Origin of the sequence: Bradyrhizobium sp., from assembly GCF_049581145.1 — a bacterium.
In the GTDB taxonomy this organism is placed as follows: Bacteria; Pseudomonadota; Alphaproteobacteria; order Rhizobiales; family Xanthobacteraceae; genus Bradyrhizobium.
In genome coordinates this window covers 1-13,937 of record NZ_JBAURI010001244.1, presented here as the reverse complement: position 1 = coordinate 13,937, position 13,937 = coordinate 1, and the positions used below count along the sequence as shown (strand labels likewise).

Annotated in this window: 15 protein-coding genes; 11 read left to right on the top strand and 4 right to left on the bottom strand. The window is 63.3% G+C overall.

What is annotated here, in order from left to right; translation table 11 throughout:
- The first annotated feature begins 243 nt into the window (after positions 1-243).
- A complete protein-coding gene (locus WCB02_RS39545) occupies positions 244-1,905 on the top strand; it encodes a thiamine pyrophosphate-binding protein (protein ID WP_423967849.1) in 1,662 nt (553 codons plus the stop codon).
- 53 nt (positions 1,906-1,958) lie between these two features.
- Here the strand turns inward: WCB02_RS39545 and WCB02_RS39540 are convergent, their stop codons facing one another.
- The 3 genes from WCB02_RS39540 to WCB02_RS39530 all read right to left on the bottom strand — a co-directional run bounded on the left by WCB02_RS39540 (position 1,959) and on the right by WCB02_RS39530 (position 4,170).
- Positions 1,959-2,219 carry a hypothetical protein gene (locus tag WCB02_RS39540; protein ID WP_423967847.1) on the bottom strand — a complete coding sequence of 87 codons (261 nt, stop codon included), beginning with the start codon at positions 2,217-2,219 and terminating at the stop codon, positions 1,959-1,961.
- Between the two features lie 13 nt (positions 2,220-2,232).
- On the bottom strand, positions 2,233-2,535 hold the full coding sequence (locus WCB02_RS39535) for an ArsR/SmtB family transcription factor (RefSeq protein ID WP_423967844.1): 303 nt from the start codon (positions 2,533-2,535) through the stop codon (positions 2,233-2,235).
- Positions 2,536-2,784: 249 nt separating this feature from the next.
- Positions 2,785-4,170 (bottom strand): LLM class flavin-dependent oxidoreductase, encoded by a 1,386-nt coding sequence (locus WCB02_RS39530; RefSeq protein WP_423967842.1) that lies wholly within the window; start codon positions 4,168-4,170, stop codon positions 2,785-2,787.
- 150 nt (positions 4,171-4,320) lie between these two features.
- Between WCB02_RS39530 and WCB02_RS39525 the strand changes: the two genes are divergently transcribed.
- The 7 genes from WCB02_RS39525 (at position 4,321) to WCB02_RS39495 (ending at position 10,981) form a co-directional block, all read left to right on the top strand.
- Positions 4,321-5,703 (top strand): M20 family metallopeptidase, encoded by a 1,383-nt coding sequence (locus WCB02_RS39525; protein ID WP_423967840.1) that lies wholly within the window; start codon positions 4,321-4,323, stop codon positions 5,701-5,703.
- Positions 5,704-5,706: 3 nt separating this feature from the next.
- Positions 5,707-6,558 carry an MFS transporter gene (locus WCB02_RS39520; RefSeq protein WP_423967851.1) on the top strand — a complete coding sequence of 284 codons (852 nt, stop codon included), beginning with the start codon at positions 5,707-5,709 and terminating at the stop codon, positions 6,556-6,558.
- A gap of 89 nt (positions 6,559-6,647) precedes the next feature.
- The gene (locus WCB02_RS39515; RefSeq protein WP_423967838.1) at positions 6,648-7,565 is read left to right on the top strand and encodes an amino acid ABC transporter substrate-binding protein; all 918 of its coding nucleotides are present in this window, start codon (positions 6,648-6,650) and stop codon (positions 7,563-7,565) included.
- Between the two features lie 22 nt (positions 7,566-7,587).
- The gene (locus WCB02_RS39510) at positions 7,588-8,319 is read left to right on the top strand and encodes an amino acid ABC transporter permease (protein WP_423967835.1); all 732 of its coding nucleotides are present in this window, start codon (positions 7,588-7,590) and stop codon (positions 8,317-8,319) included.
- A 9-nt stretch (positions 8,320-8,328) separates the two neighbouring features.
- The gene (locus WCB02_RS39505; protein WP_423967833.1) at positions 8,329-9,021 is read left to right on the top strand and encodes an amino acid ABC transporter permease; all 693 of its coding nucleotides are present in this window, start codon (positions 8,329-8,331) and stop codon (positions 9,019-9,021) included.
- A gap of 109 nt (positions 9,022-9,130) precedes the next feature.
- Positions 9,131-9,862: an amino acid ABC transporter ATP-binding protein gene (locus WCB02_RS39500; RefSeq protein ID WP_423967831.1), complete on the top strand. Its 732-nt coding sequence runs from the start codon at positions 9,131-9,133 to the stop codon at positions 9,860-9,862.
- 261 nt (positions 9,863-10,123) lie between these two features.
- Positions 10,124-10,981: a D-amino-acid transaminase gene (locus WCB02_RS39495; protein WP_423967829.1), complete on the top strand. Its 858-nt coding sequence runs from the start codon at positions 10,124-10,126 to the stop codon at positions 10,979-10,981.
- Between the two features lie 2 nt (positions 10,982-10,983).
- Here the strand turns inward: WCB02_RS39495 and WCB02_RS39490 are convergent, their stop codons facing one another.
- Positions 10,984-11,451 (bottom strand): carboxymuconolactone decarboxylase family protein, encoded by a 468-nt coding sequence (locus WCB02_RS39490; RefSeq protein WP_423967827.1) that lies wholly within the window; start codon positions 11,449-11,451, stop codon positions 10,984-10,986.
- Positions 11,452-11,503: 52 nt separating this feature from the next.
- Here WCB02_RS39490 and WCB02_RS39485 point away from each other — a divergent pair, with 52 nt between their 5' ends.
- The 3 genes from WCB02_RS39485 to WCB02_RS39475 all read left to right on the top strand — a co-directional run.
- On the top strand, positions 11,504-11,674 hold the full coding sequence (locus tag WCB02_RS39485; RefSeq protein WP_423967824.1) for a hypothetical protein: 171 nt from the start codon (positions 11,504-11,506) through the stop codon (positions 11,672-11,674).
- Between the two features lie 267 nt (positions 11,675-11,941).
- A complete protein-coding gene (locus tag WCB02_RS39480; protein WP_423967822.1) occupies positions 11,942-13,204 on the top strand; it encodes a serine hydrolase domain-containing protein in 1,263 nt (420 codons plus the stop codon).
- A 13-nt stretch (positions 13,205-13,217) separates the two neighbouring features.
- Positions 13,218-13,937, top strand: a 720-nt coding sequence (locus tag WCB02_RS39475) for an acyltransferase family protein (RefSeq protein WP_423967820.1), incomplete at its 3' end; no start/stop codon positions are given.

Sequence of the window (13,937 nt, the reverse complement as noted above, 5' to 3'; positions counted from 1 at the left end):
CTTGGTCACCATGGCGTGGAACATCAAGCGGATGTTCGCCCTCAGCACCGTTTGAGCCGCCCACGACGGCGGATGAGACCGATTAGGCGGATGATGGGAATAAGGAATAAGTCCGACAGGCTGCTAGGGTCCGCGATTTGCTGGCGGCAACGCAGCCATGACCGTGCTCCATTGCCTCGCTCCGCCAAGTTTGGTCAGGTGCGCACCCCTGCGGATCAACGGACCGCGGACCGAGGAGGAAACATGAAGAATCGTATTACCGGGCGTTCGGCATTCCTTGCGCTGCTCAAGGACGAGGGTATCACCCATCTGTTCGGCAATCCCGGCACCACCGAACTGCCGATCATGCATGCGCTGAAGGACCATCCCGATCTCACCTATGTGATGGCGATGCAGGAAAGCCTGGTGGTCGCGATCGCCGACGGTTTCAGCCGCGCCTCGGGGCGGCTGGTGGCCTGCAACGTCCATGTCGCGCCCGGCCTCGGCAACGCGATGGGCTCGCTCTACAACGCAAAGTTCACGGGCACCCCGATGATCCTGACCGCCGGGCAGCAGGAGCAGGGCCACGGGCTGATGGAGCCCGTGCTGTATGGGCCGCTCGTGCAGATGGCCGAGCCGCTGGTGAAATGGGCAGTCGAGGTGACGCGGCTGGAGGATCTGCCGCGCATCGTGCGCCGCGCCGCCAAGATCGCGACCACGCCGCCGACCGGGCCGGTGTTCATCTCGCTGCCGGGCGACATCCTCAATGCCGAGGCCGGCATCGAGCTCGGCCGTTCGACGCGCGTCGATACCCGGGTGAAACCCTCGGACGAGGCGCTGCAGGCGTTGACCCTGCGCATCCTGAAGGCGCAGCGTCCGGTGATCGTCGCCGGCGACGAGATCGTCAAGAGCGACGCGCTGCAGGAGGCCGCCGCGTTGGCCGCAACGCTCGGCGCGCCCGCATACCAGTGCTCGACGCCTTACGGCGCGCATTTCCTGTCGGAAAGCCCGTGCTTCATGGGCGCGCTGTCGCGGCTGCAGCAGCAGGTGCGCGAACTGCTGTCGCCTTTCGATCTGATGATCGTGCTCGGCGCCGATCCGCTGCGGATGTCGGTCTACAGCGAGGTCGATCCGATGCCCGAGGGATTGTCGATGATCCAGATCGGCCTGGTCGATTGGGACCTCGCCAAGAATTATGGCGCGGAGATCGCGCTGAAGGCCGATGTGAAGGAGACGCTCCGCGCGCTGGTGCCGGCGTTGAAGGCCGCCGGCGGCGCCGCGCTGGAGGCGCGCGCCAGGCAGGGCATCGCCGAACTGGCGGCGAAGAACTGGACGGCGAAGCGGACAGCGCTGATCGAACAGATCGGCAAGGCTGGCGCGAAATCGCCGATCGATCCGGACGTCCTCTCGCTGCGGGTGGTCGAGGCGATGCCCGACAACGCCATCCTGGTCGATGAAGGGTTGACCTCCGGGCGGCAGCTTCTCGCGCTGCGGCCGCATCGCGACCGTTATGGCTACCACGCGCTCGCCTCTGGCGGCATCGGTTGGGGCCTGCCGGCCTCGGTCGGCGTCAGTCTGGCGAATCCGCATCGGCCGGTGGTGTGTTTTTCCGGCGATGGCAGCGCGATGTATTCTATCCAGGCGCTGTGGACCGCAGCGCATCACAAGCTGCCGCTCAACGTGGTCATCGCCAACAATGGCGGCTACCGCATCATCAAGCAGCGGCTATTGGCCTTCCATGGCGACGATCATTATGTCGGCATGGATTTCGCAGACCCGAAGGTCGATTTCGCCGGCATCGCCACTTCGCTCGGGCTGGAGGCGATCACGATCAGCGACGCCGGCGAGTTGAAGTCGAAACTGTCGGACGCGTTCAATCGCCCAGGTCCGAAGCTGATCGAGGTAATGGTGGACGGCTCCGTTTGAGGCTGCCGGTCATTCCCTGGCGCACCAAATGCGCCCCGATGCATGCCAGATCATCAGACCTCGCTCAATACCTTCTCGATCGATGCCAGCCGAGATTTCATCTGGGCAAAATCCGACTGCAGGGCTGACAACGCTGCGGCGCTGGCCGACTGTGCGCTCGCGGCGACCTCAGCGAGATTCCGATAGGCGTTCTGGTTGTCGGCCAATGCTTTGGTCTGTCGCGCGGCGGAAAAGTATTTCATGCCGAAGACGAGTACGACCGTCACTAGCATGAGCACTGTCAGGACGAAAAACACGGTGGAATGGGCAGTCATTGGTGGTCTCCGTTTACTCGGGTTTGGCGTGTTGGGATGTTAACGTCTTGACGGCTTCGACGATGGTCGCAGGTCTGAGGTCGATGGCGAAATCCGTCGCGGCGAAATAGTTGAGCGCTTTTCCGTCGTCCGAGAGCTCGAGCTTGCTGGAAACCAGTCCGGCATCCTCCAGCTTCTGCAAGTGCAGATGGAGCAGCGGACGGCTGATGCCGATCTCGCGCGCCAGCCGGCTGACATAATTGCGTCCGCCGGCATGCAGCGTGGCGACGATCCGCAGCCGGTGTGGGTTGGCGAGCGCCGATAGCATTGCCAGCATTTTGTCGCCCCGTCGCATTCGGCTCTCTTTATTCATGTGTAATAAATACCTGACATATGAAATAGCCGCCGTCAATAGCCGGCATGGTGGCGGGAGGGTTTGAGGTAGCCCGTCAGGCGCGAGTTCGAGCAGCGCATCCATCGATCCAAAGAATAACTTTACGACGTTTGATGGATTGCCGGGCCTTCGCCTCGCCGAAGGGGCTCCGGCCCCGCAGGCGGGTCGAGCGCGGCAATGACGGAGGCGTGCCTACTTCGCCTTCGCGGCCACGACCGGCCGATACTGCGCGGCCGGATGCGGTATCCCGAGCCGTGCATGTCCCGCCCCGAACAGTTTTTCGCGCAGCGTGCCGGCGCTATAGTCGGCCTTGTACCGTCCGCGCCGGGTCAGTTCCGGCACCAGCATGTCGCTGACATCCTCGAAATCGCCAGGCGACACCGCAAACGGCATGTTCAGCCCGTCGACGTCGGTCGCTTCGAACCAGGCCTCGATCTCGTCGGCGACTTTCTCGGGGGTGCCGACGATGACGGGTCCGATGCCGCCGATGCCGACATGTTCGGCGACCTCGCGTACGGTCCAGACCCGGTCCGGATCGGCGCGGGTGATGTTGTCCATCGCGGAGCGGCCGGCATCGTTCTGGACGTGGCGGACCTGCTGGTCCAGTGCATAGGTCGAGAAATCGACGCCGGTCCAGCCCGACATCAGCGCCAGCGCGCCCTCGGGGCTGATGTGGCGGCGATAGTCGTCATATTTCGCTTTGGCTTCCGTTTCCGTCCGGCCAAGGACCACCGTCATCATGCTGAACATCAGGATCTCGGCGGGGTTGCGCCCGAGTTCCCCGGCGAGCTTGCGGATCGCCGCCACCCGCGGCGCGATCACTTTTGCCGATGGTCCCGACATGAACACGCACTCGGCGTGCTGAGCGGCGAATTGCCGTCCGCGCGGCGAGGTGCCGGCCTGATAGAGCACCGGCGTGCGTTGTGGCGATGGCTCGCTCAGATGGATGGCATTGAGGCGGTAGTTCCTGCCCTCATGGACGACGCGATGCACTTTCGCCGGGTCGGTGAAGACGCCGCGCGCGCGGTCGCGCATCGCCGCATCATCCTCCCAGCTGCCTTCCCAGAGCTTGTAGACCACCTCCATATATTCGTCCGCGATGTCGTAGCGGTCGTCATGCGCGGTCTGCCTGTCCTTGCCCGAGCCGCGGGCGGCGCTGTCGAGATAGCCGGTCACCACGTTCCAGCCGATCCGTCCCTCGGTCAGATGGTCGAGCGTCGACATCCTCCTGGCAAAAGTGTAGGGCGGCTCGAACGACAGATTGCTGGTGACGCCGAAACCGAGATGCTTTGTGACCGCGGCCATCGCTGAAATCAGCAGCAACGGCTCATTCGCCGGCGTCTGCGTCGCGTTGCGAAGCGCCGCATCGGGGCTGTTGCCATAGACGTCATAGACCCCGAGCACGTCGGCCAGAAACAGGCCGTCGAAGCGGCCGCGCTCCAGCGTTTTGGCGAGATCGATCCAGTACGGCAGCCGGTTGTACTCGGCAGTGCGGTCGCGCGGGTGGGTCCACAGCCCTGGCGACTGGTGCGCCACGCAGTTCATGGCGAAGGCGTTGAGCCGGATTTGTTTGGTCATGATGGCGTGTGGGTGCCGGAGGAAAACAGCTGCAAATTGCTGCATTCCAGCCGAGCTTGGCAAGCTCAATTCGCCGAGCGCCGGCCACTTCCAGCCGTGCCGATATCCCGATAGGCTGCCGTCACAGATTTCGCGACGCAATGGGAAAACATGAGCAGAGCCGACGCTATCGAACGGGCCCATCAGCACATCCAATCCGGCGATTTCCTGAAGGACCTCGATCGCCGGGTGGCCTATCGCACGGAAAGCCTGAACGCCGAACGGCGCGATGTCTTGCGCGCCTATCTGGAAGAGGAGATGAAGCCGGCGTTGTCTGTGCTCGATTTCACCTCCAGGCTGGTCGAATCGCCGAGCGGCAAGACACCGTTTCTCGTGGCCGAACATCACGAAAACCCGTCGGCGCCGACCGTCCTGATGTATGGCCACGGCGATGTCGTCGACGGCATGGCTGGCGAATGGCGCGACGGGCTGGATCCCTGGCGAACGACGACGGTCGGCAACCGCGTCTATGGCCGCGGCACTGCCGACAACAAGGGCCAGCACAGCATCAACATGGCGGCGCTGCGCGCGGTTCGCGAGGCGCGCGGCGGCAAGTTCGGCTTCAATGCCAAATTCGTCCTCGAGATGGGCGAGGAGACCGGCTCGCCTGATCTCGGCGCGGTCTGCCGATCCCTGCGCGACGAGCTGAAGGCCGATCTGTTCATCGGCTCCGACGGGCCACGGCTGGCCGCGGACCGGCCGACCGTATTCTTGGGCTGTCGCGGCGGCATCCGCATCCATCTCGATGTGAACCTGCGCGAGGGAGGCCATCATTCCGGCAATTGGGGCGGCGTGCTGGCCAATCCCGCGACCATTCTCGCGAATGCGATCGCGACGCTGGTCGACGGCCATGGCCGCCTGCTGCTGGATCAATTGAAGCCGCCGCTTCTGACCAATCAGATCAAGGCCTTCCTGGCCGATGTCGAGATCAAGCCGATGGCCGAGGAGCCGGCGCTGTCGGAGAATTGGGGCGAGCAGGGCCTGTCCGCCGCCGAGCGGCTCTACGCCTGGAACACGCTGGAAGTGCTGGCGATCTCGGCCGGCAACATCGACAAGCCGGCCAACGCCATTCCGGGCCGGGCGCGAGCCGTGCTGCAGCTTCGCTTCGTGGTCGGGACCAAATACGAGGCCGTCGTCGACGCCGTGCGGACGCATCTCGAAGCGAAGGGTTTCCCCATGATCGAGGTCAGCGCGACACAAAGCTTTGTTGCCTCACGGACCGATTTCGACAGCCCCTGGATCGACTGGGCGGCGCAATCGATCCGGCAGACCACCGGCAAGCCGCCCGCGGTGCTGCCGAATTTCGGCGGTTCGCTGCCCAATGACGTGTTTTCAGAAGGACTGGGCCTGCCGACGATCTGGGTGCCGCATTCCTATCCCGGCTGCTCACAGCACGCGCCGGATGAACATATTTTGCTCAACGTCACCGAACAGGCGCTCGGCATCATGGCCGGCCTGTTCTGGGATCTCGGCGAGCTGCCGCGTCCGCTGTAACTCCTGACCTTCGGCACCTTCGGCCTGGCATTCCTGGTGCGCCCGATCGGCGGCGTTCTGCTCGGCGCCTACGCCGACGGCCAGGGCCGCAAGGCCTCGCTGATGGTGTCGATCGTGCTGATGACGGTCGGCACGCTCGCCATCGCCATCATGCCGAGCTATGAGACGATCGGGCTCTTGGCGCCAATCGGCGTTCTTGCCGCGCGTCTGGTCCAGGGATTTTCGGCCGGCGCCGAATTCCGCAGCTCGACCGCCTTTCTGGTCGAGCATATGCCACACCGGCGCGGTTTTGTCGCGAGCTGGCAATTCGCCAACCAAGGGCTCGGCCGGGTGCTGTCGTCGGCATTCGGCGTCGGCCTCACGGTATGGATGACGACGGCCGGCCTGAGCGCATGGGGCAACGTCTCGGACCGCATCGGGCGCACCACGCACATGATCGCGGTCGGCCTCCTGATCCTGGTCTCGGCGTTTCCGGCCTTCACGGTATTGACGCGGACGCCGGTCCCGGCGGTGATCTTGCTCGCCGTGGTCTACCTCGCCGTGCTGAAGACGATCTATTTCGGGCCGCTCGCGGCGCTGATGTCGGAATTGTTCCCGCCGGCAACCCGCGCCACCGGCCTGGGCCTCAGCTACAATATCGGCGTGACCCTGTTCGGCGGCATGGCGCCGGCGACCATCACCTGGCTCGGCACCTTTGCGCTGATCGGTGATCTCGCTCCCGGCTACTACCTCACCGTGATTGGCGTCATGAGTCTCGCCGCGCTGATCGCGATCCGGACGAGGGGGCGGATTCTTTCGGGGCGTGACGCGGCCGAAGCCGACCCGGCCTGCTTCATGTCGCGGTCGTGGCCGTAGATCGGTCAAAATGCCGCCGAAAGCCGCATTCTTTTTCGGCCCGGTTTATGCAAGCATTTCCGGGCCATCATCCAATCGGGAGAGGACGAATGAAGCAATCGCATCTCTGGGGCCTCGCGCTCGCCGCCATGTTCTGTGCAGGCTCGGTCCGTGCCGAGGAGCTCACCGGGACGCTGAAGACCATCAAGGAGACCGGTGCCATCACGCTCGGCTTCCGCGACTCCTCGATCCCGTTCTCCTATCTCGACGACAACCAGAAGCCGGTCGGCTTCGCCATGGACATCTGCTACAAGATCGTCGACGCCGTGAAGAAGGAGCTCAAGCTCGACAAGCTCGAGGTCAAGCTCAATCCGGTGACCTCCTCGACCCGCATCCCGCTGCTCGCCAACGGCACCATCGATCTCGAATGCGGCTCGACCACCAACAACGCAGAGCGCGAGAAGCAGGTTGCCTTCACCAATACGCATTTCCTGACCGCGAGCCGCTTCGTCTCGAAGAAGGTCAATAAGCTGACCATGATCGATGACCTCAAGGGCAAGCCGGTGGTCTCGACCTCAGGAACCACCAACATCAAGCAGCTCACCGAGGCCAACGCCGCGCGCAATCTCGGCATCACCGTCATTCCGGCCAAGGACCACGCCGAGGCGTTCCTGATGGTGGAGACCGACCGCGCCGCGGCCTTCGTGATGGACGACATCCTGCTCGCTAGCCTCGTCGCCGGATCGAAGGACCCAAGCGCGTATGTCATCTCCAAGGACGAGTTCTCCACGCCCGAGCCCTACGGCATCATGCTGCGCAAGGACGATCCGGCCTTCAAGAAGCTGGTCGATGCCGCGACCGCGGCGCTCTATACCAGCGGCGAGGGCCAGAAGCTCTATGACAAATGGTTCATGCAGAAGATCCCGCCGAAGGGCCTGAACCTCAACACGCCGATCGCACCGGCATTGAAGTACGAATTCGCTCATCCGTCGGATTCGCCGGATCCGGCCTCCTACAAGGCCATGTGAGGCGCGCCGGCGGCACCGTCCCGTGAACTATCATTGGAACTGGCACATTTTTCTCGAGCCGTCCCCCGACGGCAACGGCACCTATCTCGATATGCTGTTGTCGGGACTGCTGCTGACCATCGAGACCGCGCTTTGTGCCTGGGCGATTGCATTCGTTCTCGGATCGGTGGTCGGCGTGCTGCGTACGCTGCCGTCGAAGACGGCATCCTGGGCCGGCTTCGCCTATGTCGAGTTCTTCCGCAACATGCCGCTGCTGGTGCAGCTGTTCATCTGGTTCTTCGTTCTGCCGGAACTGCTGCCGCAGGCGTGGGGGCTCTGGATGAAGCAGATGCCGCACGCGCCGTTCTATACGGCGGCGATCGGGATCGGGCTGTTCATGTCGGCGCGTGTCGCCGAGCAAACCCGTTCCGGCATCAATTCGCTGCCGCGCGGCCAGAAACTGGCCGCAACGGCGCTTGGCCTGACCACGGCGCAGGTCTACCGCCATGTGCTGTTGCCGATGGCATTCCGGATCATCCTGCCGCCACTGACGTCCGAATTTCTCAACACCATCAAGAATACGTCGGTCGCCATCACCATCGGCCTGATCGAATTGACCGGCGCGGCACGCTCGATGCAGGAGTTTTCCTTTCAGGTATTCGAGGCCTACACTGCGGCGACCGTGATGTATTTTCTGATCAACATCGTGGTCGTCACCCTGATGCGCGTGATCGAGCGCAGCGTGGCGGTCCCGGGCTACATCACCGGGAAATGAGCCGCAGCGATGTTCAGCAATTTCGATTTCGATGTCATCCGCCGCTCGCTCGGCTATCTGTTCCTCGACGGCATGCGATTCACGCTGACGCTGACGGCGTTGGCCGCGCTCGGCGGCGTGGTGTTCGGCACGTTGATCGCCCTGATGCGATTGTCGGGATACCGGCTGCTCGGCCGCGCCGCCGGGCTCTATGTCGACCTGATGCGATCCTTGCCGCTGGTGCTCGTGATCTTCTGGTTCTACTTCCTGGTGCCCTATATCGGGCAGTGGCTGACGGGCGCCTCGCGGCCGATGCCGGTCGGCGCGTTTGCCTCCTCGCTGATCACGTTCACGCTGTTCGAGGCGGCGTATTTCTCGGAGATCATGCGCGCCGGCATCCAGTCGATCTCGAAGGGACAACCCGCCGCCGCGCAGGCGCTCGGCCTCAGCTATGGCCAGACCATGCGTTACGTCGAGCTGCCGCAGGCGTTCCGCAACATGCTGCCGGTGCTGTTGACCCAGACGATTGCGCTGTTTCAGGATACCTCGCTGGTCTATGTGGTGTCGATCACCGACTTTTTGGGTGCGGCAAGCATCGTGGCGCAGCGCGACGGCCGGCTGGTCGAAATGTATCTGTTCGCTGCCGTCGTCTATTTCCTGATGTCCAGCCTTGCGTCCTTTGGCGTCCGCCGCCTGCAGGCACGCATCGCCATCGTCCGCTAGAGCGTTTTCCGATTAATCGGAAAACACTCCAGTTGTTTTTTATTGGTCGCATTTTCTTGCGGAAAGCCGGTGTCCACCTTTCCGGAAAATGCTCTAGATAGCGGGCCGCATGATCGAGATCAGCCATGTCGACAAATGGTACGGACCGAGCTTTCAGGCGCTCAGGGATTGCAGCACCTCGGTCGCCAAGGGCGAGGTGGTCGTGGTGTGCGGACCGTCCGGCTCGGGCAAGTCGACCCTGATCAAATGCGTCAATGCGCTGGAGCCGTTCCAGCGCGGTGAGATCATCGTCGACGGCATCAAGGTCAATGATCCCCGGACCAATCTGCCGAAGCTGCGCGCCCGGGTCGGCATGGTGTTCCAGCATTTCGAATTGTTTCCGCATTTGCGGATCATCGACAATCTGTGTTTGGCGCAGGAAAAAGTGCTGCGCCGCGGCCACGATGCGGCGCTCGCCAAGGCCACCAAGCTATTGGAGCGCGTCGGGCTGCAGGACCACGCCCGCAAATACCCGGCCGAGCTGTCCGGCGGCCAGCAGCAGCGGGTGGCGATTGCGCGCGCGCTCGCGATGGACCCGATCGCGATGCTGTTCGACGAACCGACCTCGGCGCTCGACCCCGAGATGATCAGCGAGGTGCTGGATGTGATGGTCGATCTTGCGCGCGACGGCATGACCATGATGGTGGTGACTCACGAAATGGGCTTCGCCAGCAAGGTCGCGCATCGCGTGATCTTCATGGACCATGGCGAGATCGTCGAGGACGCATTGAAGACCGACTTCTTCGGCAAGCCCCGCAGCGACCGCGCACAGAAGTTTTTATCGAAGATATTGTCACATTGAATGCCGGCCCTCCATCGATTGGTGCCATCAACCACCGCCGTCATTCCGGGGCGCCCCGAAGAGGCGAATCTCAGATGAGCAATGGCGCATCGGGCAATCTGGAGATTCCAGGTTCACGCGTCGCGTGCCCAAAATGGCGGCTGGAGCGACTGTCCCTGTGACGGCGGCACTGTCCATATGACGCCGTGCGGGGTTTATCCATATTAACAATTCCCGTATACGGTGCGCGTCACCGCTTCGCATGTCCACAGGAGAACTCGCTTGGACCAGATCGCCTATGTCAACGGTTCGTTCGTGCCCCTTGCTGACGCCAAGGTCTCGATCCTCGACCGCGGATTCCTGTTCGCCGACGGCATCTACGAGGTCGCGGCGGTTCTCGACGGCAAGCTGATCGACAACGCCTCGCACTTGGCGCGGCTCGAGCGCTCGGTCGGCGAAATCTCGCTGAAATTGCCCGAGACGATCGAGCGCATCCAGGAGATCCAGCAGGAGCTGGTCGCCCGCAACAATCTGGTCAACGGCATGGTCTATCTCGAAGTGACGCGCGGCGCGGATACGGGGCGCGATTTTGCTTTCCCGAAGGACGTCAAGCCGACCCTGATCCTGTTCACCGCGGTGAAGGACATCGTCAACGCGCCGTCCGCCAAGACCGGCATTGCCGTCATCACCGTGCCCGACATCCGCTGGGCGCGGCGCGACATCAAGAGCGTGGCGCTGCTCGCGCAAGTGCTGGCCAAGCAGGCCGCGGCCGAAGCCGGCGCCGGCGAAGCCTGGATGATCGAGGACGGCAAGGTGACCGAGGGCGGCTCCTCGTCGGCTTTCATCCTGACCCAGGATGACGTGCTGGTGACGCGGCACAATGGCAGCGAGATCCTGCCGGGCTGCACCCGCAAGGCGGTGGTGGCGCTGGCCGAGGAGCGCCAGCTCCGCGTCGAAGAGCGGGCGTTCTCGGTCGAGGAAGCCCTGGCCGCGAAGGAGGCCTTCATCACCAGCGCCACCGTGTTCGTGCAGTCGGTGGTGTCGATCGACGGCAAGACGGTCGCTGGCGGCAAGCCGGGCCCGATGACCAACCGTCTGCGCGAAATCTATGTCGAGTTCGCCAAGGCGACGGCGGTCTAGGTCTAGGCGGCCGCCGTTGCCGCCTTGGCCTTCACTGGAGGCACCGCGCGGAAGGAAATCGCGAGCCGGTTCCAGGCATTGATGGTTGCAATCAGCATGGTGAGGTTGACAGTTTCGGCTTCCGAGAAATGCCTGCGAACCTCGTCATAAAGATCATCTGGCGCATGCGTTTCCGAAATCCGCGTTACCGCCTCGGTCCAGGCCAGCGCTGCGCGCTCGCGGTCGGTATAGAGCGGCGTCTCACGCCAGGCATCCAACAGATAAAGCCGCTGCTCGGTCTCGCCGTGCTTGCGAGCGTCTTCGGTGTGCATGTTGATGCAGAAGGCGCAGCCATTGATCTGGGACGCCCGTGTCTTGACCAACTCGATCAGGGACTGCTCGAGGCCGGAACCTTGGACCTGCGCTTCCAACGCGCTCAGCGCTTTTACGGTGTCGGGCGCGGCGTGATAAAAGTTCATGCGGGGTTTCATACTCGTTCTCCTCTTCGGTTTGGTCTCCGATGCGCTCCGTCTGAGCGAGCCATTGGGGTCTCTTCAAGAGCAGAGACGCGGCGAGGGCAATGATCAGCGCGGCACCGGGCGGATGGAAGGCCTCACCGAAGGCCAGGATGAAGGCCTGCTTCTGCGCCACTCGACCTATGGCGGCCCAGCCGCGCCGCAAGGCGTCGGTCCGGTCGATCGCGCTGTGGAGTGATGAAATATTGCGTGAGCTATTCCGGCCGGCTGGCCCGGCTGTTGCCGGAATACCGGTCAGGTCGAATTTTCCATGAACCCGGTGCTTCCACATCGCCGCCATCTTCCGGCGAAATCTCTTGGCGAAACCCTTCGGCAAATGTTCGGGCCTTCATTGATCTTCTGTGCAGCATTCTGACGAACAACAAAATTTGATCAGTCCCTATTCGTGAGGGGATGACCGCGCCATCTGGATCGGCCCGGGGCGATGCCGTAACGTAGTTTCGTCATGAAGCGCATCGCCATCGCCTTGCTCGCGGTGTTTGCCGCCGCGATCGCAGCCGACCGGGCCACCGCCGATGGCGTGCCGTTCGGGCCGCCGCCAGGTGCGGAGCTGTCGGCCGCCAAGCTTGCGGCGATCGACGTTTTTCTCAATGGCGAGATCGCCGCGGGCCGGATTCCCGGTGCCATCGTGCTGGTCCAGCAGCACGGCAAGCCGGTCTACTTCAAATGGTTCGGTACCCGCGACCGCGACAAGGCGATCCCGATGACGAGGGATGCGATCTTTCCAATCCATTCGGTGACCAAGACCATCACCAGCGTTGCGGCGATGATGCTGGTTGATCGCGGCAAGGTTGCGCTTGCCGATCCCGTCAGCAAATATATTCCGTCGTTCGCCAGCCAGAAGGTCGGCGTCGAGCGCAGCGACGAGAGCGGCAGACCGGTCCTCGACCTGGTGCCTTTGCAGAGGCCGATCACGATCGAGGATCTGCTGCTGCAGACCTCGGGCATCACCTATGGCTTCTACGGGCAGGGGCTGGTCAAGGCAGCCTACGCCGGCATCTATCTCGGCGATTTCGACAATGCGGGGTTTGCCGAGCGGATCGCCAAGGTGCCGCTCGCCGAACAACCGGGCACCCTGTGGGATTATGGCCATTCGACCGACGTTCTCGGCCGCGTCATCGAGGTTGCCTCCGGGCAATCGCTCTATCGGTTCGAGAAGCAGAATCTGCTGGATCCGCTCGGCATGACCGAGACCAAATTCTTCCTGACAGATCCCGCCGAGCAGGTGCGCTATGCCAGGCCGCTGCCGCGCGACGTCCATGTCGAGCGCACCGCGCTCGAATTGACGCGATGGGAGTCGGGCGGCGGCGGCATGGTGTCGACGATCGACGATTTCGCGCGCTACGGCCAGATGCTGCTGAATGGCGGCAGCCTGGACGGCAGGACCTATCTCAGCCCGGCGGCGTTCGCGGCGATGACGACCGATCATATCGGTCCGGGAACCGGCGTCGCCCGCAATGTTTATTATTATCCCGGCGACGGCTTTGGCTATGGCTACGGCTTCGCCATCCGCACCGATCCCGGCGTCACGGTGCCCGTGCCGCCCGGCTCGCTCGGCGAAATCAAATGGGACAGCGCCAGCGGCGTCTACATTGTGGTCGATCGCCGCGAAGACATGTTCTTCGTGGTGATGCAGGATTCCCCCTCCGGGCGGATGCCCGTGATCACCGCGATCAAGAAGATCATCTACGGCGCGTTCGAGCCCTGATCGAAGGACATCGATGCTGAAAAAGACCGACCCCGCTGATCAGTCCGTGCTGACGCCGGCGCGCGTCACGGCGCTCGACCGGGCGCGAACCTGCATCACGCTGCTCGTGCTGCTGCATCACTCCGTGGTCAACTACACGTATTTCGGGACGGGCGACCGGATGCGCTGGCTCGGCTTCGACCTGGTCGTGCTGTTCAACGACAGCTTCTTCATGGCCTGCATGTTCCTGGTCTCCGGGCTGTTCGTCCGCGGCAGCCTGATGCGGCGCGGATCGTGGAACTACCTTGGCCATCGCGCCTGGCGGCTGGGAATCCCGTATCTCGTCTCGGTCTTCGTGCTGATGCCGCTGGCGTACTACCCGAGCTTCCTGCGTTACCATCTGCCGGGGACGACGGATTTCAATTTCTTGCATTTCTGGTGGCATACACTGACGATCGGGCCGTGGCCCTCGGGGCCGGCGTGGTTTCTCTGGGTGCTGTTGGCGCTGGATGCGATCGCGGCGGCGATATGGTGGGCCGCGCCGCAGACGATCGAAGCGCTCGGCCGTCTCCTCTTCGCGTTGCGCGACAGGCCGGCTGTGGCGTTTGCTGCGTTTCTGGCGTTCTCGGTTGTCGTCTACCTGCCGCTGCGCCTGATTTTCGGCGATTCAGCCTGGCTCGACCCGTTCCTCTTTCCGCTGCCGATCCAGACCAGCCGTATCCTGCTCTATGCCGGCTATTTCTTCGTCGGCGTC

Excerpts from the sequence above, each read along its gene's own strand:
- WCB02_RS39545 (WP_423967849.1), top strand. The coding sequence starts at position 244 with ATGAAGAATCGTATTACCGGGCGTTCGGCATTCCTTGCGCTGCTCAAG.
- WCB02_RS39540 (WP_423967847.1), bottom strand. The coding sequence starts at position 2,219 with ATGACTGCCCATTCCACCGTGTTTTTCGTCCTGACAGTGCTCATGCTA.
- WCB02_RS39535 (WP_423967844.1), bottom strand. The coding sequence starts at position 2,535 with ATGCTGGCAATGCTATCGGCGCTCGCCAACCCACACCGGCTGCGGATC.
- WCB02_RS39530 (WP_423967842.1), bottom strand. The coding sequence starts at position 4,170 with ATGACCAAACAAATCCGGCTCAACGCCTTCGCCATGAACTGCGTGGCG.
- WCB02_RS39525 (WP_423967840.1), top strand. The coding sequence starts at position 4,321 with ATGAGCAGAGCCGACGCTATCGAACGGGCCCATCAGCACATCCAATCC.
- WCB02_RS39515 (WP_423967838.1), top strand. The coding sequence starts at position 6,648 with ATGAAGCAATCGCATCTCTGGGGCCTCGCGCTCGCCGCCATGTTCTGT.
- WCB02_RS39505 (WP_423967833.1), top strand. The coding sequence starts at position 8,329 with ATGTTCAGCAATTTCGATTTCGATGTCATCCGCCGCTCGCTCGGCTAT.
- WCB02_RS39500 (WP_423967831.1), top strand. The coding sequence starts at position 9,131 with ATGATCGAGATCAGCCATGTCGACAAATGGTACGGACCGAGCTTTCAG.
- WCB02_RS39490 (WP_423967827.1), bottom strand. The coding sequence starts at position 11,451 with ATGAAACCCCGCATGAACTTTTATCACGCCGCGCCCGACACCGTAAAA.
- WCB02_RS39480 (WP_423967822.1), top strand. The coding sequence starts at position 11,942 with ATGAAGCGCATCGCCATCGCCTTGCTCGCGGTGTTTGCCGCCGCGATC.